Raw genomic sequence first — 23,888 nt, forward strand, 5'->3', positions numbered from 1 at the left:
TTTCAATTTTGCGGTAGGCAGGAGACTTCCCGAAGGAACACCGATGGAAAATAAGGTTAAATCCCGGCGCCCCATGGTTGAATACACCTTATTCATTAATTGATCTGGTTCTCGGTTATTGGCGATTGGAATAGGTTGACTGGCTGCGGCCAAAGGAAGCTGCAAATAGTTTGGAGGACTAACGAAGTAGCCGGACTGAGGTTTGGACCGTATAAGTGAACGTCCTTCAAGCTCTAAAAATATCCTTTTTGCGGTATTTATACTGATACCGTGTTCAGCACTTAGATTTCTCACTGAAGGTAGTTTCTCGCCAGCTTTTAAGACACCTGAATTAATCTTATTCGCAATATTGTCTGCTATTTCATTATACAAATAATCTTTTTTCATAAAATAAGGATTAATATCTGTCTTCAAAGGTAACTGTGTCCATTGAATTATCAAAAACTGTGACTGTGCTTAGTTCTTGTAATGGACGAACTTTGTGTAAAAGATTGATACATGGCGCAATTAAGTATAAGTAAATTACAGGAAAATACCGCAAGCGGTTGGTTAAACGGTTTTATTGGGGTGGTATTATTTAGTGGTTCGTTGCCGGCAACACGAATGGCGGTTTTAGCATTTGACCCCGTATTTGTGACGCTAGCCAGAGCTTCGATTGCAGGTATATTGGCACTGGTAACATTGATCGTTTTTAAGGAAAAACGCCCAGAAAGAAAACAATTGGGTTCGCTATGCATCGTTGCAATAGGATGTGTCGTTGGATTTCCCTTACTGAGTGCTTTAGCCCTGCAGCACATCACGTCTGCGCACTCTATCGTTTTTATCGGTATTTTGCCCGTATCGACAGCCGTATTTGGTATTATACGCGGTGGCGAGCGTCCGAAGCCAATCTTTTGGCTGTTCTCTGCTTTAGGGAGCCTACTGGTGATCGGCTATGCGCTGGCACAAGGACTAACAGCCTCACCTTTAGGTGACGTTTTAATGATTTTATCGGTCATTCTCTGTGGTTTGGGCTATGCTGAAGGCGCTAAATTGACCAAGACACTGGGTGGTTGGCAGGTCATTTCCTGGGCCCTGGTTTTGTCGCTGCCGCTGATGTTGCCACTTACTTTTATCTATCTTCCATCCACTTTTGATGCTGTACCTATGGGCGCCTGGGCTAGTTTAGCCTATGTTTCTTTGTTCAGTATGTTTATTGGCTTTGTTTTTTGGTATAAAGGACTTGCCCAAGGTGGCACGGCGACTATCGGACAGTTACAGTTATTACAGCCATTCTTTGGTTTGGCTTTAGCCGCCTGGCTTCTTCATGAACAAGTCAGTGTTGGCATGCTTGCTGTAACAGTTGGTGTTATCCTCTGTGTCGTAGCGACGAAGAAATTTGCCCAATAAATGCATTAGAAAAATAGAACTGGTTTATAGGTTCTCTCGGAAAACCATAAATTTATTAACTTTAACTTTTAGGGCATCGTTCGAGGTGTATTTGATCGAATGATGTCTATTATCTTGTATTGACAAAGACAATAGCGTATGATTTTACCGTTTGAACCTTATAATCCGATATGGAAAGCGAATTTCGACAGCATTCAAAATGAACTTCTTGCATTGTTGAAACCTATAAGGTCGAGGGTAGATCACATAGGCAGTACGGCCGTTGAGGGATTGTCTGCCAAACCAATCATTGATATATTGATCGGTCTTGAGGAAGAAAATGACCTTGATCGCATTCCGTTCCTGTTGCAGGGTAAATGCTATGTATATTATGAAAAATATAATGAGGATATGCCTTACAGACGTTTTTTTGTCGCCCTGATTGATCGGCCTGAAGTATTGGGGTTGCCAGAGCACATTGCACCCGACGATGAAATTCCAGTACGATTGCATGATCATTCGCTACGGATAGCGCATATTCACAGCATACCCTTGCAATCAGAACACTGGTTGCGCCATATCGCGTTTCGCGATTATCTGCGTGTACATGAAGAAGTAAGAGATCAGTATCAGGCGATCAAAGAAAAGTTGGTACTCCAGCAATGGAAAGATGGGAACGACTATAATGACGCCAAAGATGAATTTTTGAAAGAGCACGAAGCAAAAGCTGTGGAATGGTACAAAAAAGTTTACGGAACAATAAAATAGTAGAACAATGGAACGTTGCACAATAGCGTGGAGGCAAGGGATTACATTGTTAAGAAATTAGTGCAATAAGAGATAGATTTAGGTATGAGTACATTTTTGTCAGAATTTGAGGATATTATCCATGATTTTACCCAGCAAATTATGGAATTAAACGAGGACGATTTTAATATGAAATTGGGACAAAATAAGTGGAGTAAAAAAGAAATTCTAGGTCATTTAGTCGATAGCGCTTTTGTAAATTACGGACGGTTTATAAGAGCTCAATTTGAAGAAAATCCAAAAATATACTATGATCAGGTAGCCTACTGTTCATCTGCTGACTATCAACATGCTGAGACCGTTAAATTATGCAATCTATGGCGATCGGTAAACGAGCAATTGTTGTTTTTGTTTCAGCATATAATTGCGAATAAACTGACACAAAGGACTTGTAATGACCATAGCCTCGAATTTTTAATGCATGACTATGTGATGCATTTGAAGCATCACAGAAATCAGATTTTGCCTGAATGATGAAATTTAATCCCTGATGAGTGGTGTCCTTACTTCTCAAGGACCTTTTTGATAATATCAATTAAGAATTAAAGTATTTCTTTTATAATTAATAACTGCAAAACAATTGTCAGTGTAAACTTGTTGTCTAATAGGTGGTTCTATAGTTTTTACGCTAAGACTACCCAAAATAGATCGATGTACTGGCATATCCCACGAAAATACGAAGAGACTCTCTGCTACACTTCAAAAGGACACTAATTTTTAAAATATATGAAATCGAAGTCATTTTTAACCGCAATTGTCTCAAGCTTCTTATTGTTGGCTTGTAGTACCTCCACAAGGATAACAGATGTCTATAAAAATAGAGATCTGACTCCAAAACAATACCAAACAATATTCATTATTGCGATGACAAACCATGCTAAAGCACAGGAAGTCATTGAATCCAATTTGGCTGAAGCGGCTTCCATGCATGGCTACAAGGCTATTAAAAGTACTGATGTTTTTAAACGCACGTTCACCAAAGATGAAAGTCAAAATAGAGATTTAGTGATGAAAGCAGTACACAGTCTGAATGCGGATGCTATTTTTACTGTTACCCTGATCGACAAAACCAGCGAAACCCGATATGTACCGGGAAGTGGACCTTATATGCCTTATCCGAGGTTTGGATGGTATGGTAATTTTTGGAGCTATTACTCCCATTGGTACCCGATTGCATACGATCCTGGATATTATACCACGGATAAAATGTACTATCTGGAAAGCAATCTATATGACGTTAGTTCCGAACAACTGGTTTGGAGTGTGCAGTCTGAAACAATCAACCCTTCCAGCTTAGCTGATTTTTCTAAAAGTTATACGAAAGCCCTTATTAAGGCTCTAGAAAAGGATATGTCCACTAAATAACCATCGATAAAAGTATATTTAAAAGCTAGCTTTAAATTAAATCGTTATATTGGTATATAATTATTCTTTATGATAATAATATAGCCTCGTTAAATGTTTTTTATAGTATATTTGTAAACTAATTTGTGGTAGTGTTGTTATATTGACAAGCAATAAAGTTAGTTCAAATAAGATGAGGTAATGAGGTACAAAATATATAGAGAACAACAATTGGCCTGCGATTTGGATACCGCTTGGTCTTTTTTTTCTTCACCCATGAATCTTTCAGAAATTACACCAAAAGATATGGGGTTTGTTGTCGTCTCAGACTTTCGTCGGCAAGAAATTTCTGAGGGAATGATCATTGATTATTTGGTATCTCCGATCCTTCGGTTTCCGCTGAAGTGGAAGACCAAAATAACGCAAGTGGAAAAGAATAAAAGTTTTACTGATTTTCAACTAGAGGGACCTTATGCCTATTGGAATCATTTTCATGAGTTTATTCCGAATGAAAAAGGAGTGCTCATGAAAGACAGGGTAGATTATGAATTGCCTTTGGGAATTCTAGGCACAATTGTGCATGGAGTTTTTGTTAAAAAAAAGTTGGAGCAAATCTTCGATTACCGTTATCAGGTTTTAGAAAAATTATTTAATCAAACTAAGAATTAGTGATAACGAGTCTATTGCAGTTCACGTGACCGGCGGAAGGAGGTCAAATGAGCTTTTAAACATATTTTATGCTGTATACAATGAAGAAAATCTATCAAATAACCAATGGAGTTGCTTTGGTCATTACGGTGATTATTAATTACCTATCCAATACGGGAATTTTTAATGGGGAGACCATGGCAACGGTTTCTGCTAAATATCAAAATCTATTTACACCCGCGGGATATGCCTTTACCATATGGGGCCTCATTTATTTGGGGTTGTTTGGATTTGTAATTTATTTTGGTCCTTTTGTCAGACAGACAAACGAAAAGGAAAAAGTAGTTTTAAAAGTCGGATGGTGGTTCTTGATTTCTTGTCTAGCAAATAGTCTATGGGTCATTACCTGGTTGTATGACTATACCTTTTTGACTATTTTATTAATGATCTTACTTTTTGTGTCGCTATTAAAGATAATTCACCATACACAATCTATTGTGTTTCATGCTGCACGCAGCAAGCGTATATTTCTTAAGTTCCCTTTTCAACTTTATGCAGGATGGATTTCAGTGGCTTTGATTGCCGACATTGCAGCCTATCTCACGAAGATAGGCTGGGACGGTTTTGGATTATCAGCTACAACATGGGTTATTATCATGTTTGCAATTGCATTAATCATTCACTTATTGATGATATGGCAACGTCATATGCCCTTATTTGGACTTGTAGCTGTATGGGCTTTAATAGCAATTTCAGTTGCTAATAAATTAGTTAATAGCACTGTATATATAGCGGCTATAATAGCGGCTCTTATTGTTTTGCTAAATGTAATTGTATACTATATCCAATATCGTAAGCGACTGCCTGTCTAGTGCTTACTGGTAAATTATAGTGGTTTAGCAATCAAAGTTTAAGCTTTCCATAGTATTGTAGCCAGCTGCTATTTTATTGCTGATTCAGCAATCAATAGCTTTTGAAATTCTTTTCCGATAAATGGATTGATGACATGCTGAAATCCTTTTTGCAGCGTAAAGACAGTGATAGTCGCATCAGACTCCGGTGAATAGATGACATCTGTTCCCCACCAACCGCCATGATAGTAAGCGTTGAACCCCATGTCAAAATGATAAATTCCTAAACAGTATTTAGATTTATCTGGTGGTAAGACGTAGGTATGCATCGCTTCAAGAAGTTGTTTATCCTGAATGATTTTTCCGTCAAATACATATTGGAAAAATAGGGCTGCCTCTTTGGCTGTCGCTGCTATCCCACCGCCTCCGTACAGATCCCATGAAGGATCAATGGCATACGAGTCCCAGTTGTACTTGCTTGCGTACTGATGGGCGAGAGGCAGGGGTTTTCAGGATATTGTTCTACGTTTATAAACCATGTCTTTGTTAGGTTTAATTCTTTGTATCTAAGTAAGTTTCGGATGGCTGCATAGAATGGCTGCTGTGTTTTTTGCTCAATAATTTCGGTAAGAAGTAAATAATTAATATCAGCGTAACTAAATTTTTCACCGACAGGCTGAGGGTTTCCGATATCGATGGATCTTTTGATCTGCTCGTCTTTTTTCCACTTATATTTAGGATGTTGATTGACGAATTCAAAATAAGCTTCATCTACATAATCTTGAATTCCCGAAGTGTGTGAGAGCAAATTCTTTATCGTAATTACCGCTAGATTATAACCATCGCTTTCAAATAAATGACGTGTTTTTTTTGATAATAAATTTGCAATTGGTTGATCAATAGAAAGTTCACCTTTTTCTACCAATCTTAGGATTGCTGCAGCGACATAGGGTTTCGTGTTGCTTGCAATCAAAACAGGCTGTTGGTCTTCTAGCGCTTGGTTCGTGCTGGTGTCTGCTACATCTTTTGCATAGCTCCAGGAAATATTATGTTTCGGTGCTTCTACATGAACAATAATCCCCACAGCATCCTTATTTTTATCATAAATAGAATCTACTTTTTGTTTAAAAACGGTCTGTAATTGAGCAAATCCGATCAACGGAGTAAATAAGGTATTTAATAACACTATTTTTTTCATATGTTCTTTTCTAAACATTGTGCCTCAGACTCAAAAACTCTCTTAGCATTTGCTAAGTATATTTCTTTGCTACTTCACTAGCAATCGCCTCTGCACCTGCAAATGCATCGACTTCGCAGTAGGGGTAACGGATTTCGTTGCCTGTTGCGCTTGTGAAAATAAGAATTAAAATAATAATCTTGATGGTTAAATATGTGAAATAGCACATCGAGCTTATTTAATAAACTGAGTCTGTATTTATTGATGTTCTATTTTTGAAGCGAAATGCCTTCGATTTGACAATAGGAGTTTGATTTTTACACATTATTTATTTTAATATCTTTGCGGTGTCAAATTATTAATTATTAATGAAAAGAAATTATTTTACACTCTTTATGATGGTGGCTTTTGCCTCGATGTCTTTTGCACAAACGAATACAGCAGTTGAAGCCAAAGTTGAGGATCACCAGTTTGCCTACAATATCCTGACCAATATGTCTTACGAAATGGGGATCGGAAATAAAACAACATTGCGCTTTTCAGGACCTTTATCAGGAAGTTTATTATACAGTAAAACATCGATAACGATTAACGATTATCATCATGAAGATTCTGAGTGGGGATATGCATTTCGTCCAGCGGTCGATATGCAAGTGCGGCATTATTATAATTTAAATAAAAGGCTTCAGAAAGGAAAAAAAATAGCACACAATTCCGGCAATTATATTGCTGGGGTGCTTGGAGCCGCTGGTCCGTCCATATTGAAAAGTGATAATATGTATGTTGCTGATTTCACCCTAACTTTAGGCGCAATGTGGGGTATACAGCGCACTTATGGCGAGCGTTTTATGATGAATGTAGGTATCGGGCCAGGTGTGAGTTTTTATGACAGCCAAAGCGAATTTACACCTATGGGCGGTATAACGGTTGGATTTAGATTGGGAAAATAGATAAATAATTCCCATTTCTTTCCCAAATTGATGGATAGGTTTAGATTATTATAACATTTTAAATCTTAAATCATATGGTCAATTGGAATTTAGTAACCGGCAAGGGTGAAAAACTTTCTTCCCAGGATGTCAGAAGGAGTATTTTAACTTTTATCATAAAAAATCATCCTGGGAATCAGGTTGAGTTTATCGAAAAAAAACGCAGTTCATATCGAATAGATATTAGGGGTGGAGATGCTCTTATTTTCGATTTCAATGGACAATTTGTGAGAACAGATCGTGACTAGCCTGCTTCGATGATCTGAAATAGACTTCATATTTTAAAAAAGGGGCGGGAGCTCAGCTTTATGCTCCCCCCTTCAACGGTAATTATCTTTAGTGGTTTGACTTTTTTGTTTTAATTCCTTCCACCTGCAATTTTATTCGGTGGCTATTATTTATTCTTTGAAACGTTAGCTTTCTTTTCTATCATTACCCCGGTTTATTTCTTGTCTTATGCAAAGCCTATTCAATGTGTAAAATGTTAGATTTACGGTGTAAAAGAAGCTTATTGGAAGGACATGAGAAAAGTAATTGCAGCATTCAATATGACCCTTGACGGGTTTTGTGATCATACAGCAGGCATTCCCGACGAGGAAATACATCTTCATTATACGCATCTGTTAAATAGCGCTGATGTCATTTTATATGGTAGGATTACCTATCAGCTTATGGAATATTGGCGGCCTTTTGTGAAAAATCCCTCAGGTGAACAATCAATGGATGACTTTGCATTGGCTATCGATAAAATTCCAAAAGTTGTTTTTTCAAACAGCCTGAAAAATATAGACTGGGCGAGTGCAAAATTGGCCGAAGGGATGCTTAAAGATGAAATATTGAAATTGAAACAGCAACCCGGTAGAGATATTTTGGTTGGGAGTCGAAGCTTAATTGTCCAGCTGATGAATCTCAATTTGATCGACGAACTTCAATTGTGCATTTATCCCGTTGTGGTAGGACAGGGGCTTTCACTATTCGAACATATAAGCGATAGAATAGTTTTTAAACTATTAAAAACAAGGTGTTTCTCTAGTGGTTCAGTCCTCCTGTACTATCAGTACAGTCCAACATCTACTTCCTCATAAATTATTCCCTCGGGAAATATCGGCAACACAGCGGGAAATTCAGATACCTACAGCTCCTCCCATGAAATTTACATTTGTAATGTAATTTAAAAAGAATTCATTATGAAACATAAACATTCAATTTTGTGGGCTATGGCAGCAATCCCTTTGCTAATTATCGCTTGCAATAAAAATGATGCTATGCCATCAACGTCGGCGACAACTATTACGATAGAAAATGTATTGGATTCAAAACTATTGGTCGAGTCCGGTAGCTTTAAAAACACTGGTGCTTCGCCAGTGGTTATGCCTGGCGAAGCAATTTCCATTAAGTTTTCTGCAGCCAAAGGACAAGCGCTGAGCTTTGCAACGATGTATGGTTGGTCGAATGACTTGTTTTTTGCTCCCGAAAATCCTGGCATAAAGCTGTATCAGGACAATGGAACTCCGGTTGAGGGCGATGTTTCGGCACAGATTAAATTATGGGATAATGGTACTCGTATCAATCAGATGCCAGGTGCAGCTGTAATTCACCCGGGAACAACAGAAACTGCTCCAAGAGCTATTACGGAAGTAAACGGAACCGATGCACAGGGCAATACTTATGCTCCAGCTTCTACTTTAATGAAAGCAACACTTCATTATGAAGGTAATTCCAATTTTACACTTATAATCACTAATGTCTCGGGCGGTACGACCAATCCGACCCCCTTCAGTCCCGGAGTTTGGGCAATTTCATATAGCGTGGGAGGGAACCTGTTAAATCCTAATCCATTATTTGAAGTAGGAAAACCAAGTGTAAATGGCTTGACAAATATTGCGGAGATGGGAGACAATAGCGTGTTGGGTAATTACATTAATACACAAACAGGTATTTTTACACCATTATCTCCAGTTTTGGTGGTGCTATATAAAGGCATCGAAAACCCAATATATAAAATCGGTGAAAATGACCGTGGTAAAGGACTGAAAGATTTAGCGCAAAAAGGTGATGCATCGGGCCTGGCGGCTTATCTTAAAACACTCTCCGGTGTAAAAGCGGTGTATATCCTTCCGGCGGCTAGCTCAACAGTATTACTTCCTAAAATCGGAGCGCAGGCAGGAAGTAGCGTTTCACAGCAGTTAAGTATAGCGAGTGGAGATCGAATTGCCATTGCAAGCATGTACGGCCTTTCCAACGATTGGTTCTTTGCAACAAAAGATAATGGAATTGATGCAACAGTAAAAGGAGATGTATCCTATTCAATCGGATTGTTTGACAATGGGACAGCGATTAATCAGTTTCCCGGAGCTGGCAATGAGCAGGCAGGATTAGGTGGCACTCCTGTGACCGAACGTAAACCAATTGGAGAAGTGCCTAATCCAAATGGGTTCACCACACTGCCATCAATTTCTAGCATTATTAAAGTAACAATCAACTAATTTTTGAGGCCGGTTATACGAACGAAAATCTCGTGGCTATTATTGTCCTTATTAGAGACAGGACGATCAGCAACCTATTACATGCAGTGGCTAAAGTATCGATTGAGTTTCCACGGGCAAAAAGTATCGATTCAATATTTATTAAGTAATAAACGTGTTATAAAATGAAAAATCCTATAAAAACAAAATTAGCTGCGTTTGTTGCGCTGCTGTTGTTCACGACCTGCATCGCAAGCATAGCCAATGCGCAGGCGCGGTCCAGCATGCGGAGAGCTGACAGCAGGATAGATAAAATGGATATGAAGCAAATCCCTTATCGAATTCCGCAAAATCCGGAAGACATCAGTCCGTTATTGTGTGGAGAAAAAATACCGATGGCAGGATTGGTAGACGTTTCAGGTAAAAGGTTTGATCTCAATAGAGCGATTTCCCAAAAGCCGACCATTTTGGTTTTCTACCGCGGTGGCTGGTGTCCTTATTGTACCAGACAACTTTCGGGCTTACAAGAGGCCTTTCCCGGCTTGGAAGAAATGGGGTATCAGTTGATTGCCATAAGTACAGACGAATCCGAGGGATTAATGAAAGCTGTAGCGAAAGAAAAATTAAGTTATACACTTTTATCGGACGCAGATCTTTCACTGTCGAAACAAATGGGGATTGCGTATAAAGCTCCGAAAGACTACTGGGAGATGCTACCGAAAACAACTGGAGGCAAAGACACCGACTTGCTGCTTCCGGTTCCATCAGTATTTATACTTGATCAAAAGGGAACAATTCATTTTGAATTTATCAATCCCGATTTTAAACAAAGATTATCCTCCAATCTGCTGCTTGCTGCTGCAAGCAGCATTAAAGAAGATCTGTAAATTTCTAGCTTGTGGGCGTTAGGCTCTTACAAGAAAATGATTAAATTTAAGCGTATTGAAATGTCGTAAGTAAATGACAACATGATTAGGGAGTATAGCGATAACGCAACAGCAGCACTGTTTGTGATGCACAGTGACAACAACCAGTTTTCAGGCAGGGGACTTCGTAATGCGAATTCCCTGCCAATCAATACATTTATTTATAATAAGGGCGGCGAACAAAAAGTGACGATCGATGAGATCAGCTATACGATGCCATCAAGGTGTATACTTCCTTTGGTTTCCAATCAACATTTTGTATTTGAACAGCCCGATGTGCTGACTGCCTGGCAGTTTAATAGGGAGTTCTATTGTATCGTTGACCACGATGCTGAGGTCGGTTGTGTTGGTTTTCTGTTCTATGGTATTCGACATCCAATGTTCATTGTATTAAATGAAACTGCTGTGGAAGAAATGTCTCATCTGGAGAATGTGTTTTCAAATGAGATGATGGTAAAAGATAATTTCCAGGGTGAAATGCTGCGCACCCTTCTTAAGAGAGTGATTATCAATACCACAAGGATAGCAAAGCTCCAAAGTGAAAGTTATCAGCTATTCCCCGACGAAAGAATGGATATTGTGAGAAAATTTGCGTTGCTACTGGAATGTAACTTTAAAGAGGAACATGAAGTCAGGTTCTATGCCGCTGCACTCAACAAATCACCAAAAACGCTAAGCAATGTATTTGCGCTGTTGAAACAGTCGGCGCCATCTATTCTAATCCGCAACAGAATAATTCTTGAGGCTAAAAGGTATCTCCATTATACCGAGAAGTCAGCGAAAGAGATAGCTTACGAACTTGGTTTTGAAAGTCCTGCTCATTTTAGCCGGTTTTTCAAAATGTACTCCGGAACAAATATTTCTGCGTTTAAGAACCTTTGATCATTATTGCGTTTAAATACAGACGGTCATGTTGACCATGAATAAGAGGTGCTATAAATAATATAAAAAAACGGCAAATACTGCCCTATAATTTTCTTTGTTTTCAACAATTTGTGTGCTAACTTATGACCTATAAAATCTTCAAAAATAGGAATCGATTCATTGGTCAAAAGCTTCATATGTTTAAACTTTCTATAGCCCGTATCAGGATTGAATCAAAGTAATACGACGGTTTTGTTTTAGTTAATTAGAATATAAAAAATAACTAGCATTGTCCGGGCTAAATGAGTATCTTTCAAAAAATAGATAATGAAAACCAAAATCCTAATTTTAACCCTATTTATTGCCAATTTCGGTCGTGCACAAACCTCATTAATGGATAGTTTAATTCAAAATAACTATTCGACCTTTAAAAAAAACAATAAGAACGCTTTTGACGGCAAAGGATGGACTACTTTGCTAGATGAAATCAGAAAAAACAACTCCGTATTATTGGGCGAGCAGCATTTCACCAGCGAAATTCCTTATTTCACAAACGCGGTTGTCAATAATATTAAGTTCGACAACTATATTCTGGAAATTGATCCCTATACAGTCAATACAATATCAAAGAAAATTAAATCCTTAACTCCTCCTGAACTGGACAAATTTCGCAATGAGTCGGGTTCTGCCTTATCTTTTTTACAAGGTGAGGCTGAGTTTGACTTATTTAAAAACATAGTAGATCAGAATGTCAAAACCTATGGCGCTGAACAAATTAGTTTATTTTCAGATCGTTTGCTTTTTTCGGAATTAAGTATGCAATCCAGAAGTGCTAAAGCAAAAGAAATTTATACACAGATGATTGCTAATTCTGCTGCTTTTGACACAAAAAATAACACCAGATTCTATTTGTTCTCTGATGATTGCTTAGAAAAAATAAATGCATTGACCGCTCTCAATTTATCCGCCATTGAGAAAGAACAGCTTGAAGCGCTAAAATTAAGCAGAGATCTATATTTAAATCGAATTCATCGTTTAAGGATTCAATATATCAAACATCTGGTTTTTGAGAAGCTTCCCGAATGGAAAGACAAGAAGAATCTTTTCAAATATGGCGCTAATCACATGCCTAAAGGAGAGAGTTTAATGGAAGTATTCGATGTTGGTAACCTGGTTGCCAATATTGAAGAGGCAAATTACCGGAAGTCATTACATATTATGCTCATCGGAAAGGGGGAGGGTGAAACATTGGCTGATTTGGATCAATATAAATCGTTTTTAACCGTTGTAAAAGATGACAATTGGTATGCTTATAATTTGAGACCTTTGCAACAAGCAATCTCTAAACAGAAGCTTAAGGTAGAGGATTTGGAGCTGGAAAGAATTATAAAAGGTTACGAATATTTGGTTTTCATCCCCAATATTACCAAAACACCCAAAAGCGGTAAACAGGATCATTAAATCCTTTTCAAAAGCCGGCTTTTTATAATACAGCCGGCTTATTTGTTTGATTCATATAGATCCTTCCAATTTTTGTCTATAAAATTGACATGCTTATTAAGTATACATTTTCTAACCGATATTGAATGCCCACTTTCGTTTATTCAGGCCGAAAAGGATGAATATATTACTATCGAGAAAAGAGATCTTATTTAGGTTAATTGTTATACTCTTGATCTGTCACAGGTTTAAGCCATACTGTTTCTCCCTTTTCCCTGCCTGTAATGGCAATCTGTACAAAAGCAGAATCAGCGCTCGCGCCATGCCAATGAGGAACATCTATTGGGCATTTTACAACTTCTCCTTTACGGAGGATTATTTTTTCCTTACCTTCTTCCTGATAGAAGCCGACACCATCCAATGCCAGAATAATCTGTCCCGCCGGATGAGAATGCCACTTGGTCCTGACACCAGGCTCAAAGGTCACACTTCCAACAGCATTCTGATTGATCCGATCTGCGGTTACTAGATTATTTAACCACACTGTTCCTGTGAAATTGTCATTTGTAATCCTTTCACCTTTTGAAAAAATAGGATCATGCGTTCTGTGCTGTTCAGTTTTTTGTGGTTTGATCTGTTGAGTACATGAAATTGCCAAGATTCCCGTCAGAAATAGTATCGTTGTATTGTTTAAATTCATGATTTTAAATTTTTAAATAAAGTTTATCCCCAAGTAACCCATTTTAGGCTCGTTTATTTTTTTGTTATAGTCGCTTTAATGACCGCAAATTTTATAGTAGCAGTTAGATTACTTTCTATTCGCTAATACTTCATCGAATATTTTTTGTGCAACTATAGCCTCTTTTTTGCCCACAGTAGATTTAATAATAATTATAAACTGCTGTAATTGTTCTTTCGATAAACCTACATTTAAACAAATTGCCAAATGCGATTTCAGCATCGGTTCCACGCCGCCTATGCTGGCTAGTACAGAGATTGTTACCAGTTCTCTTTCAGCGTAGGTAAGAATATCCCGTTCAAAAATATCAGCAAATAGATGTTCCTTTAAAAATAGTTCAATAGTTGGAGCAAAAGCAGCATAACCAGTTTTTGGATCTTTTTCGGTTACTCCTGTAAGCTGTTCCAAAATCGCTTTGCCACGATCATATTTTGGCTGGTCATTTTGAATAGGTGATGCTTCAGGGCCTGTTGGATCATTGATGCCCTTTGTCTTGCGCTCCTCAAGTACGGCCATCAGGGTTTGCAATCCACGTATACTACGAGGAAAGCCGGCATAAGCATAGAGCTGTATGATGCTTTCCTTAATCTGATTACTTGTCAGTCCGGCATCGAGTCCTTTGTTGAGTGCATCTTTTAATGTTGACAGGTCACCTTTGGCCGCGGTGGCCGCAATGGTAATAAGACAACGTTTTTTGTTATTTAATGGCGGATTTTCGCGATTCTGACTTGCGTATAACACGGAATAAAAGCAAAATAAAGTGAATAATAACGCAATAATATACTTTTGTTTCTTCATGATCATTCTCTATTAGTGATTCTTTCTATTTCATCTCTTTTTGGAGTAGAAAGACTAGCGATGGCATTCTTTACGAAGATATCACTGGTTGAATCGTTATTAGTTCCCAGGAGTAAGTAGTTTGGTGAACGACAGTGATCCTAGTTTCCAAGTGCCATTTTGTTTTACGTAGACTTCCGTAACCATAAAGGGATTGGTTACCTCGTTACCACCAACGATAGCAAGTAGGTCGATTCTATTGAGTAGGATAGCTGTATTGTCAATGATATTGACTGATACTTCATGGATATCAGCCTTTTTATACCAGATTCCGCCACTTTTTATGACATTAAGTTCCCTTTGTTTTCCCCAGGATCCCCCCATGTGGACAAACATTGAATTTTCATGAAAAAGGCTGTCCAATGTACCGACATTTTTGTTGGCCATCCATTGCCATTTATCTTTTGAAAGTTTGATGATTTCCTGATCAGCAGGCGATTGTGCAAATGAGATCTGAATTCCGAAGAGGGCCAAACAGAGGCCGAGTAATAATTTTTTCATAATCATAATAAAATATAGTGTATTTTTTATTGAAGGTTCTGGTGATAAAACTCAACCAATTTATTTACAGCTTTTGTGACGTATTCCTTTTTCCAGTAAGTTTCAATGTGTGTAGCTCCTTCTAGTAAAAAGAGCGCTTTGTTTTTTGCGTTTTTAGCCTTTGAAAAAGCCTCATCGGTCATATACTTGGTATCTGCCTTGCTTCCAGCGATCATCAACAAGGGCTGATCGATTAGTTCGATACCATCGGTCGCATCTCATGTCATCAGATCCATCAAGCTGCTGGTTGTATATAAAAACGTTGAATTCCGATGGGCGTGCGTCCGATAATAATATTCAAATCCTTGCCGATAGAGATCTGTTGGAGTTTTGGCGATCTCTTCGTCGGTTATACTAGCTACGCCAGAATACTTGATTTCTCCGCCTGCTGCCTCCTGTGCCCGGGCATCTGATGCCTGTTTCAATCGTTGCTCGATTGTATTTTGCTGGGAATTTTGAAAACCGTTGCGTCTCACTTCACCAGAGTTGAACATGCTCAGTGTAGCAACAGCTTTTAGCCGTTTATCAGACTGTGCTGCTTTGAGGGTATAACCACCGCCGCCGCAGATCCCGAGTGCACCGACACGATCCGGGTCGACACCAGCGTAACCAGCGATATAGTCTGCCATGCCATGGATATCCTCTGTTCTGAACTGGGGTTTGTCGGTATGGCGGGGTTCGCCACCGCTGGCTCCCTGATAGGCGGCGTCTGCGGCTATTGTAATGTAACCCGCTTCTGCAAGTCGCTGTGCATAAAGACCGGCAGTTTGTTCTTTGACCCCGCCATTGGGATGTGCGACTATAATGGCAGGATATCTTTTTGAAGGGTCATAATTCGTCGGAGTATATACATTAGCAGCGATAGCTATTCCGTTTAATTTATAGCTCACAGGATGTATATTTACTTTTCCCTTTACATTTTCCTTTATAGCATCACCATACACAAGGCCAAATGGATTTTTTGATTTGTCCTGTGCTTCTGTAATGAGCCCCGTTGCCATAAACATGGCTACGATGATATACTTGATTTGTTTCATTGATTGTAATTTTATGCTTTCCACTTCTTATTATTTTGTGAATCCAAGTTTTTCAAGCCATTGGGCAAGTTGAATGGTAAGCTGTTTTTCTTTTTCACCTGATATCACAAAGAGGATTCCGTCCCGTTCTTTCCCTGCTTTTGTTGTAAACCCTTCCAATATTTTGCTTTTGGAACAAAGTTGTTTGATCGTGTCAAAGCTGCTCCCAACGCCATATCCGGCATTTGTATTAAAAGGGACAATCGTCTTTCCTGCTAGATCATACTGTTTTAGAAAACTCTTTATGGGGGGAGGGAGCTGCATCCCCCAAGTTGGAAACCCCACAAAGATGAAGTCGTATTTTCCTATGTTGTCTATTTTCGTTTTTAGTGGCGGCAGATAACCCGTTTTATTTTCTTCGGCAACCTGGTCGACGGTGGTTTGATAGTGAGCGGGATAAGGATTTTCGAGTTCAAGACCAACTAGATCACCGCCTACCTGCCGATGGATAATCTCTGCGACAGCTTTGGTATTTTTCGTCCGCGATAGGTAAACGACCAAAACTTCCTGATTATTTAGCGAATCACAGGGAGCTATCGGGAAACCTTTGTTTTCAAATGTGGCTTCATTTGCTCCCGAACAGGAAGTTACCGCAAACAACAGGCAAAGTAGTAGGCAATATAAATATCTAGTTTTCATTTGCATCGTTTTTGATTTATACAAAGTTCCCTAAATCAACTTTCTTTTTAGGTAGACGGATTACGGATAGTACTACCATTATTACTTATCCAGTCCTTTTTGTTTTAACCATTTGTATAGTTCATCCGCAACTTGCAAATTGTTGAGATCCGAAAAAGGAAAATGAGTATTTCCCGTGATTCCAACTTCAGGAAGATGGATTACCGTCGCATTTCCGCCATGTTTATTAATTGCCGCGGCCCATAGTCTGGCCATTTCCAGCCCCGAACGCCAGTGGTCTTTGTTCCATACATTGGTCGGCTCTTTGGCAATATTATCCCCATAGTAAATGACAATTGGGATTTGGGTCAGCTTTTTAAAATCAGAGAGGGGGATTGTAACCCCTTTGAGTTCACCAAACAACCCCGCGGATTTTATGGGAGGCGGAAGTTCGCCCTCTGGAAATACAAATCCACTGTATGGTTCGTATGCGACGACCGCTTTGACTTTATCATTTTTGATCGCGGTCAGCCAACCTGGGCCTCCGCCCTGGGAGTGGGTGACCAAGATTCCGGCGTTAATCTTATCAAATAGACTGGATACCGCTGCGGTAATAACGGTTGCATCGAAAGCACCCGTATTGGGTGTCATCTGTCTATAGAACTGTTCTAATGCTATACTATCCTTTGGAAACTGAACATTCGGGAAATAGTTGGGGTAATTGCCTATACGAAATTGTGTAAACCAGAACTGCTCATCTGCCATAGGCTTGATCGTTGCTTCTACCATGCTTTTTCCGGCTTCCCCACGTCTGGGTTGGTCGATGAGGTACACTGAGAATTTCCGGCGGAGGAAAATGTTCTGAAAACCTTCTCTACCATCTGCTGTTGTTTCCCATGTTTTTTTTGATTGGCCTGCACCATGCAGAAATACCAAAGGATACTTGTGGGCTTTTACCGGTTTTTGATAGAAAACGTAGGCATGATCACCATGGAAAGTTTGTCCTTGAGGATTCAGGGCATCATTTACGTTCAAGTGCCCAGCTTCGGTCTTGATAGTACCACCAACTGCAAAGCTACCTTGATCATCAATGAGTAAAGGCTTTTGCTTTTTCTGGGCATGTACGGTCATCGATAAAATGAATAGGGCAGCAGAGGCTGTAATATTTCGTATTATTCTGTTCAATCGCATAGCTTATTTTTTATTTACCGACTCTGTTCTGTAAAGCAGCAGGATATCGTTCGCCTTGGATGGTAATTGCTGAAGCAGCCTGGTTGATCTCCCGTATTTCCTTTGTATCTAGCTGAACAGCAATGGCGTCAATATTTTCCTTCAGGCGATGTAGTTTTGTCGTTCCCGGGATTGGGGCAATCCATGGTTTCTGAGCAAGCAGCCATGCTAATGCAATTTGCGCTGGAGTGGCATCTTTTGCACTTGCTATCGTTTTTAGGAGATCTACAAGAACCTGATTCGCTTTGCGATTTTCTTCCGAGAAACGTGGTACGATGTTACGGAAATCCGTCGGGTCAAATTTTGTCGTTTCGTTGATTGCGCCGGTTAAGAAGCCTTTTCCCAAGGGGCTAAAGGGCACAAAACCGATCCCAAGCTCCTCCAGTGTAGGGATGATCTCATTTTCAGGTTCACGGTAAAAGAGCGAGTATTCGCTCTGCAATGCCGCTAGGGGCTGCTCTGTATGTGCTCGACGGATCGTTTCAGTTCCCGCTTCAGAGAGTCCCCAATGTTTTACTTTACCTTCAGCAATCAGATCGCGGATGGTTCCGGCCACCTCTTCAATAGGGATATTGGGGTCGGTGCGGTGTTGATAGAACAGGTCGATTCGGTCCGTACGCAGACGTTGGAGGGAAGCTTCAGCAACTTTTCTGATTCTGGCAGGACTGCTGTCCAAACCTTTTTTTGAATCGCCATCTTCGAAACCAAACTTAGTCGCGATCACCACATGGTCTCTGAATGGCTCCAATGCTTGTCCAAGTAGGGTTTCATTGGTAAAAGGGCCATAACATTCAGCGGTATCGAAAAAGGTGATTCCAGATTCAAAAGCAGCGCGGATTAATTGAATTGCCTCTTTTTCGTCCGTAGCCGGACCATAGCCAAAACTCAAACCCATGCAGCCTAATCCAAGTGCGGACACTTCAAGTCCACTATTTCCCAGTTTTCTTTTTTCCATTTTAGTATCAATTTAATGTTTTAGATATCAAGTTTTCTTTCACTCAGCGATCTGACCACCTTAGGGTCCCGGTGATCAAAAAATAGACTTTCTCCAGTGTCCAGGGATCTTATGGCATCCATTTCCTTCTCTGTCAGTTCGAAATCGAATAGCTGGAAATTTTCGCCTATTCTTTCTTTACGAACAGATTTGGGGATAGCAATGATGTCCCGTTGCACAAGCCATCGGAGGATGACCTGTGCAACAGTTTTATTGTAATTTTCTCCTATTGACTTAAGGACTCTATTATGGAAAATATCGTTTTTCCCCTCTGCAAAAGGACCCCAGGATTGGGTCTGGATATTATTTTCGTTCAGGAAAGCTTGATTTTGAATTTGCTGTTGAAAAGGATGTGTTTCGATCTGGTTGACAGCCGGAGTGAAACCACTATTGACAATGAGATCCATCACCCTGTCCGGCTGGAAATTAGCAGTCCCGATAGCCCTTATTTTACCGGCTTCATAAAGTTCCTGCATCGCTTTCCACGATCCAAAGATATCGCCATAAGGTTGGTGGATCAGATACAGATCGAGATAGTCCAATTGCAGTCTTTCCAACGAGCGGTGAAAAGCGGTCTTGGTTTTCTCATATCCCGTATCCTGAACCCACAGTTTGGTCGTGATAAATAATTCTTCACGTTGGATAGCGCAATTTTTTATCGCTTTTCCTACTGCTTCTTCATTCAAATAAGAGGCCGCGGTATCAATTAGCCGGTATCCAGTTTCGACGGCATCAATAACAGCACGTTCGCATTCTAAGGCATCTTTTATCTGGAAAACACCGAAACCAAGGATAGGCATTTCAATTCCGTTATTTAGTTTTACTTTATACATCATGAAAATCGTTTATGTAGTATACAATCCAATGATAACAAAGTTCGGTTTTGCAGGCTAAGGTTTTGGTAGATGGATTACGGATAGTTCTACCAATATTACGGATTCAATACATTATTGGATTTCAGTTTTGTAAATTTGTTTCATAGCATTCAGGCAAATGGAAGAGATCATCAATTTTAAGAGTATTAGCGAATACAATAATTTCAATAACAATGAAACATTGCATCCTTTGGTCAGTGTTGTCGATTTGAGCAAAGCTGATCCTCGTAAACTGTCAAAGCTCAGGTATGAGTTCTATACCGTGTTTTTTAAAGAAATAAAATGCGGAGATCTCCGGTATGGACTTAAGAATTATGATTATGAAGAGGGAACATTGATATTTTTGGCTCCGGGGCAGGTCATTGGGGAGAATGGCACGGAATTCTACCAGCCTCAGGGGACAGCATTGGTATTTCATCCAGAGCTGCTTTATGGTACTTCGTTGGCAAAGGAGATTGCCAACTATACGTTCTTTTCCTATTCAGCTAGCGAGGCGCTTCATCTTTCCGAGCAGGAGAGGAGGGTCATTATGGATTGCCTCAACAAAATAAAGCATGAACTGGTTCATAGTATCGACAAGCATACCAAAAAGCTCATTGTCTCCAACATCGAGCTTTTCCTAGATTATTGTCAACGGTTTTATGACAGACAATTTATAACGCGCGAAAATGTTAATAAGGGTATTATAGAAAAATTCGAAGAGATTTTGAATGCTTATTTTCAGTCAGATGAACCACAACAATACGGTCTGCCAACTGTGGCCTACTTTGCTGAACAATTATTTCTTTCTGCCAACTATTTTGGTGACCTCGTTAAGAAAGAAACAGGGAAGACTGCGCAGGAATATATTCAGAATAAGTTAATCGAGATTGCCAAGGAAAAAATATTCGATTCGAATAAGACTATTAACGAAATTGCATTTGAACTTGGTTTTAAATATCCGCAGCATTTTAGTCGCTTATTTAAAAACCGTGTCGGTTATAGCCCAAATGAGTACCGGAATGTCAATCTGAATTAGTTTTAAAATGAGAAGCCTTGATATTCTGCTCATTTAAAAATTACAAGAATAGCAGAGGCTATGGTATATCCTTCGTCTTGACCATCAAAAGTGAGGAGGAGCCAGTGTCTGTTCAATTAGAAGCTATTTCTTGCGACAGGTTATCATATTTAGGGCGCCATCCCAATTCTTTTCTGGCTCGGTCAGAATTGACAAGGATATTTGAACCTAATCCAAAATGTGCCATTATTGGTCCCCAGAGAGCAATGGCATCCATTATTGAAATTTGTTCAATAGTGTCCTGTTTATAGCCTAAACCATAGACCCTGAAGCGTAAGGATAGCAATAAATGAGCTTTTCAGAAATGTTAATTGAGCTTCAGCGTAAAGAACTTACTTTGCTTATTTACTACTTTTGTGAAAAAAATAGCATATTATTCGATGGAACACGCTGATAAATTAAAAACGATAAGTTATTGGGGTATCTTCCTTTCTTGCTTTTCAGACTTTAGCGAAAAATGTATTCATGCTGCGCCTGAACATGTATTAGTGTATGTATATTCAGGTGAACAGATTATTGAAGATCGAAACAAGAAAATTAAGATAAAAGCTGGAGAATGTGCGTTTATTCGGCGTAACCATCGTTTGTTGATGTATAAAAATAGCAAGGGGAATGATCTGTATAAGGGGATTTCATTAACATTCAACCGAAGTGTTCTAAGGGAGTTTTACAGCCGGCTGAATAAATCTAAGCTTCCTAAACAAGAAGCATTTTCAGATAAAAATGTATTTAAGATAGAACCAAAGCCAGATATTGCGAGTTTGTTTAATTCGCTTACTCCATATTTTGAGGAAAATGTAAAACCGACGGAAGAAGTGACACATTTGAAACTGCTCGAAGGTATTTATGCTCTACTCAATAACGCTGATGTTTTCTTCCCGATATTATTTGATTTCGCTGATCCTTGGAAGATAGATATGTTGGAATTTTTGAATGATCACTATATGGATGATCTGACAATGGAGCAAATTGCGGCCTATACCGGTCGAAGCCTGGCAACATTTAAACGTGACTTTGCAAAAATTAGTACGCTAAGTCCTCAAAAATGGTTGATAAAAAAGCGGTTGGAATCGGCGTATGTCAAATTAAAAGAAGAAGGTAAAAAGGTGCAGAATGTATACGTTGAAGTAGGCTTTAAAAACCCGTCCCATTTTTCAACTGCATTTAAAAAACAATATGGTATAACACCTTCTGAAATCTAGTTTGATGAATTAATCTATTCCATTTAGGGATCGACAATAGGGATGAAGAAATATTTTATTATTTCCTAACAGGCCAAAAGATTGAAAAGCAATCGAACAATTGCCAAAAACAACATACTCCGAAGAGCAAGCAGTGTAAGACTTGAACAAATAAAATTCTTCAGAAAAAAGTAATAGTGCGAAGAATTACTGAAATAGATCATCTTTTTTCTTAGAACAACAACGTCCAATCTTTATCGGATTGGGCGTTATTGTTCTATTTGGGTACCTACTGTATCTTGATCTTAGTAGATATTCTGATACCGTTGACCATTCAGATTCGAACAGCCATAATTACTAAACACTAATATATTTTTTGAGTACTTCAAGAAGGTCTGCCCGCCGTATCGGTTTGGGAAGAAAGTCATTCATTCCGGATTCAAGGCATTTTTCTTTTTCCCCCAGCACATTTCCAGCGGTAACGCCTATGATAGGTATATGTTGATATGCAGACAGCATTCTAATATGTTGTGTTGCCTCAATACCACTCATGATCGGCATTTGTACATCCATAATAATAAGGGAAAACTGCTTTTTTTTGCATTCTTCCAAAGCCTGTAAACCATTAGCTGCTTCCGTTAGAAGTATATTGGGAGCAAGAGACTTCATTATCCTATTGTTCAGGACCATATTCACTGGGTTATCATCAACCAAAAGTACGTCTAACTCTCGCGCAAATGCATGCGAATCTTTCTCAGTCTGATCCTGAATAATTTCTATTACTGTACTTCGGTCTACCTTTTTAAGGGTTTTGTATAGATCATGTGATTTTATAGGCTTCAATAGCAAATGTGTATTTTCTATTTTCCTAACCGATGTAAGTATATCCAATTCTTCCGAAGAAGACGAAAGTACTATAAATGGAGCAACTTCTTTTCGCTGATTTAACAAGCCTTTTATTTTTTCTATTGTTTCCAATCCGGACATGATAGGCATATGATAATCCATCAGAATGACATCGAACCGCTCACCTTTCAACATGATATCCAAGGCTTCCATTCCATTAGAAGCTAACGTGGATTTGATATTTTTATAGGTAAGCATGTGTTCAAGAATAATCCTGTTGCTTTCATTATCATCCACCACTAAGGCAGTTTTAATTGTCGTTTCATCCTCTTCTTTCCATTCAGACATTTCGTAAGGAACCTCAAGATCGAAGAAAAATACAGAACCGCTGTCCATTTCGCTGGTCAGCGACAAATGACTTCCCATATATCCCAAGATATTGTTCGAGATGGTTAGTCCCAGTCCTGTGCCGCCAAATCGTTTACTGATTGAACTGTTTTCCTGGGTAAAGGCATCAAAAATATATTTCTGTTTCTCTATAGGAATGCCGATTCCAGTATCTCTTACCGAGAAGCGCAAGGCAATCGTATGATCATCCATGCGCAATTTCTCTACTTTTAGTTCGATCTCGCCCTTTTCTGTGAATTTTACAGCATTTCCTAACAGATTGATCAAGATTTGTTTTAATCTGACTTCATCAATGAAAAGTATTTTTGGGAGGCCAGGCTCAACGTTGAGAAGAAGTTCGATGTTTTTTTTCTGGGATTGATAAAGAATAACATTGATGACTTGGCTTAACATATCATACACATCACTTTTTTCAATCAAAAGGTCCATTTTTCCGGATTCTATTTTAGAAAAATCCAGTATATCATTGATGATGCTAAGGAGGTTTTCCCCTGATTCATTGATGTAATTTAGATATTGCGTCTGTGTTTCATTCAGTGGTGTCCGGAGGAGGAGGTCTGAAAAACCAATAACTCCGTTCAAGGGAGTACGGATCTCATGACTCATAT

The 23,888-nt window shown here is 39.0% G+C and carries 27 protein-coding genes; 15 read left to right on the forward strand and 12 right to left on the reverse strand.

Annotation, left to right across the window (positions count from 1 at the left end; translation table 11 throughout):
* Positions 1 to 387 (reverse strand): winged helix-turn-helix domain-containing protein (locus tag B2X72_RS05255; RefSeq protein ID WP_286848475.1); only part of this gene is annotated, 387 nt, incomplete at its 3' end.
* A 111-nt stretch (positions 388 to 498) separates the two neighbouring features.
* On the opposite strand from B2X72_RS05255, the gene B2X72_RS05260 reads away from it, so the two are divergent.
* The 6 genes from B2X72_RS05260 to B2X72_RS05285 all read left to right on the forward strand — a co-directional run bounded on the left by B2X72_RS05260 (position 499) and on the right by B2X72_RS05285 (position 5,039).
* Positions 499 to 1,389, forward strand: coding sequence for a DMT family transporter (locus B2X72_RS05260; protein ID WP_286848476.1), 891 nt, complete (start codon positions 499 to 501; stop codon positions 1,387 to 1,389).
* A 138-nt stretch (positions 1,390 to 1,527) separates the two neighbouring features.
* Entirely contained in the window at positions 1,528 to 2,136 is a 609-nt protein-coding gene (locus B2X72_RS05265; RefSeq protein WP_088161996.1) for a GrpB family protein, read from the forward strand.
* Positions 2,137 to 2,220: 84 nt separating this feature from the next.
* Positions 2,221 to 2,649, forward strand: coding sequence for a DinB family protein (locus B2X72_RS05270; RefSeq protein WP_145327121.1), 429 nt, complete (start codon positions 2,221 to 2,223; stop codon positions 2,647 to 2,649).
* A gap of 252 nt (positions 2,650 to 2,901) precedes the next feature.
* Positions 2,902 to 3,540, forward strand: coding sequence for a hypothetical protein (locus B2X72_RS05275; RefSeq protein ID WP_088161994.1), 639 nt, complete (start codon positions 2,902 to 2,904; stop codon positions 3,538 to 3,540).
* A gap of 180 nt (positions 3,541 to 3,720) precedes the next feature.
* On the forward strand, positions 3,721 to 4,188 hold the full coding sequence (locus tag B2X72_RS05280) for an SRPBCC family protein (protein ID WP_088161993.1): 468 nt from the start codon (positions 3,721 to 3,723) through the stop codon (positions 4,186 to 4,188).
* Between the two features lie 80 nt (positions 4,189 to 4,268).
* Entirely contained in the window at positions 4,269 to 5,039 is a 771-nt protein-coding gene (locus B2X72_RS05285; protein ID WP_088161992.1) for a hypothetical protein, read from the forward strand.
* A gap of 68 nt (positions 5,040 to 5,107) precedes the next feature.
* Here the strand turns inward: B2X72_RS05285 and B2X72_RS05290 are convergent, their stop codons facing one another.
* Both B2X72_RS05290 and B2X72_RS05295 read right to left on the reverse strand, forming a co-directional pair.
* Positions 5,108 to 5,347 carry a hypothetical protein gene (locus B2X72_RS05290; protein WP_312352736.1) on the reverse strand — a complete coding sequence of 80 codons (240 nt, stop codon included), beginning with the start codon at positions 5,345 to 5,347 and terminating at the stop codon, positions 5,108 to 5,110.
* A gap of 83 nt (positions 5,348 to 5,430) precedes the next feature.
* Entirely contained in the window at positions 5,431 to 6,216 is a 786-nt protein-coding gene (locus B2X72_RS05295; RefSeq protein ID WP_286848477.1) for a serine hydrolase domain-containing protein, read from the reverse strand.
* A gap of 347 nt (positions 6,217 to 6,563) precedes the next feature.
* On the opposite strand from B2X72_RS05295, the gene B2X72_RS05300 reads away from it, so the two are divergent.
* The 7 genes from B2X72_RS05300 to B2X72_RS05325 all read left to right on the forward strand — a co-directional run bounded on the left by B2X72_RS05300 (position 6,564) and on the right by B2X72_RS05325 (position 12,900).
* The gene (locus B2X72_RS05300) at positions 6,564 to 7,145 is read left to right on the forward strand and encodes a hypothetical protein (RefSeq protein ID WP_088161990.1); all 582 of its coding nucleotides are present in this window, start codon (positions 6,564 to 6,566) and stop codon (positions 7,143 to 7,145) included.
* Between the two features lie 74 nt (positions 7,146 to 7,219).
* The gene (locus B2X72_RS26610; protein WP_075993143.1) at positions 7,220 to 7,432 is read left to right on the forward strand and encodes a PepSY-like domain-containing protein; all 213 of its coding nucleotides are present in this window, start codon (positions 7,220 to 7,222) and stop codon (positions 7,430 to 7,432) included.
* Positions 7,433 to 7,705: 273 nt separating this feature from the next.
* Positions 7,706 to 8,269, forward strand: a complete 564-nt coding sequence (locus B2X72_RS05305; protein WP_088161989.1) for a dihydrofolate reductase family protein — start codon at positions 7,706 to 7,708, stop codon at positions 8,267 to 8,269.
* Between the two features lie 102 nt (positions 8,270 to 8,371).
* Positions 8,372 to 9,670: a spondin domain-containing protein gene (locus B2X72_RS05310; protein WP_088161988.1), complete on the forward strand. Its 1,299-nt coding sequence runs from the start codon at positions 8,372 to 8,374 to the stop codon at positions 9,668 to 9,670.
* Positions 9,671 to 9,834: 164 nt separating this feature from the next.
* Positions 9,835 to 10,536 (forward strand): peroxiredoxin-like family protein, encoded by a 702-nt coding sequence (locus B2X72_RS05315; RefSeq protein ID WP_286848478.1) that lies wholly within the window; start codon positions 9,835 to 9,837, stop codon positions 10,534 to 10,536.
* Positions 10,537 to 10,617: 81 nt separating this feature from the next.
* Positions 10,618 to 11,457 carry an AraC family transcriptional regulator gene (locus B2X72_RS05320; protein WP_145327124.1) on the forward strand — a complete coding sequence of 280 codons (840 nt, stop codon included), beginning with the start codon at positions 10,618 to 10,620 and terminating at the stop codon, positions 11,455 to 11,457.
* A gap of 309 nt (positions 11,458 to 11,766) precedes the next feature.
* On the forward strand, positions 11,767 to 12,900 hold the full coding sequence (locus B2X72_RS05325) for a hypothetical protein (RefSeq protein ID WP_145327125.1): 1,134 nt from the start codon (positions 11,767 to 11,769) through the stop codon (positions 12,898 to 12,900).
* Between the two features lie 196 nt (positions 12,901 to 13,096).
* On the opposite strand, the gene B2X72_RS05330 is transcribed toward B2X72_RS05325, so the two are convergent.
* The 8 genes from B2X72_RS05330 to B2X72_RS05365 form a co-directional block, all read right to left on the reverse strand.
* The gene (locus tag B2X72_RS05330; protein WP_088161984.1) at positions 13,097 to 13,579 is read right to left on the reverse strand and encodes a cupin domain-containing protein; all 483 of its coding nucleotides are present in this window, start codon (positions 13,577 to 13,579) and stop codon (positions 13,097 to 13,099) included.
* 108 nt (positions 13,580 to 13,687) lie between these two features.
* The gene (locus tag B2X72_RS05335) at positions 13,688 to 14,416 is read right to left on the reverse strand and encodes a carboxymuconolactone decarboxylase family protein (protein WP_145327126.1); all 729 of its coding nucleotides are present in this window, start codon (positions 14,414 to 14,416) and stop codon (positions 13,688 to 13,690) included.
* Between the two features lie 99 nt (positions 14,417 to 14,515).
* Positions 14,516 to 14,956 carry a nuclear transport factor 2 family protein gene (locus tag B2X72_RS05340; RefSeq protein WP_145327127.1) on the reverse strand — a complete coding sequence of 147 codons (441 nt, stop codon included), beginning with the start codon at positions 14,954 to 14,956 and terminating at the stop codon, positions 14,516 to 14,518.
* Positions 14,957 to 15,213: 257 nt separating this feature from the next.
* On the reverse strand, positions 15,214 to 16,032 hold the full coding sequence (locus B2X72_RS05345) for an alpha/beta hydrolase (protein ID WP_244294324.1): 819 nt from the start codon (positions 16,030 to 16,032) through the stop codon (positions 15,214 to 15,216).
* Between the two features lie 30 nt (positions 16,033 to 16,062).
* Positions 16,063 to 16,710, reverse strand: coding sequence for a flavodoxin (locus tag B2X72_RS05350; protein ID WP_088163593.1), 648 nt, complete (start codon positions 16,708 to 16,710; stop codon positions 16,063 to 16,065).
* 81 nt (positions 16,711 to 16,791) lie between these two features.
* A complete protein-coding gene (locus B2X72_RS05355) occupies positions 16,792 to 17,880 on the reverse strand; it encodes an alpha/beta hydrolase (RefSeq protein ID WP_145327128.1) in 1,089 nt (362 codons plus the stop codon).
* Positions 17,881 to 17,890: 10 nt separating this feature from the next.
* Positions 17,891 to 18,874, reverse strand: coding sequence for an aldo/keto reductase (locus B2X72_RS05360; RefSeq protein ID WP_088161981.1), 984 nt, complete (start codon positions 18,872 to 18,874; stop codon positions 17,891 to 17,893).
* A 20-nt stretch (positions 18,875 to 18,894) separates the two neighbouring features.
* A complete protein-coding gene (locus B2X72_RS05365; RefSeq protein ID WP_232475549.1) occupies positions 18,895 to 19,749 on the reverse strand; it encodes an aldo/keto reductase in 855 nt (284 codons plus the stop codon).
* A 157-nt stretch (positions 19,750 to 19,906) separates the two neighbouring features.
* On the opposite strand from B2X72_RS05365, the gene B2X72_RS05370 reads away from it, so the two are divergent.
* A complete protein-coding gene (locus tag B2X72_RS05370; RefSeq protein ID WP_088161980.1) occupies positions 19,907 to 20,806 on the forward strand; it encodes a helix-turn-helix domain-containing protein in 900 nt (299 codons plus the stop codon).
* A gap of 419 nt (positions 20,807 to 21,225) precedes the next feature.
* Positions 21,226 to 22,047, forward strand: a complete 822-nt coding sequence (locus B2X72_RS05375; RefSeq protein WP_088161979.1) for a helix-turn-helix domain-containing protein — start codon at positions 21,226 to 21,228, stop codon at positions 22,045 to 22,047.
* Positions 22,048 to 22,383: 336 nt separating this feature from the next.
* Here the strand turns inward: B2X72_RS05375 and B2X72_RS05380 are convergent.
* Positions 22,384 to 23,888: response regulator (locus B2X72_RS05380; RefSeq protein ID WP_286848480.1), on the reverse strand; the 1,505-nt coding region annotated here is incomplete at its 5' end.

The organism is Sphingobacterium sp. UBA7253, from assembly GCF_002472745.1.
GTDB classification, from domain to species: domain Bacteria; phylum Bacteroidota; class Bacteroidia; order Sphingobacteriales; family Sphingobacteriaceae; genus Sphingobacterium; species Sphingobacterium siyangense.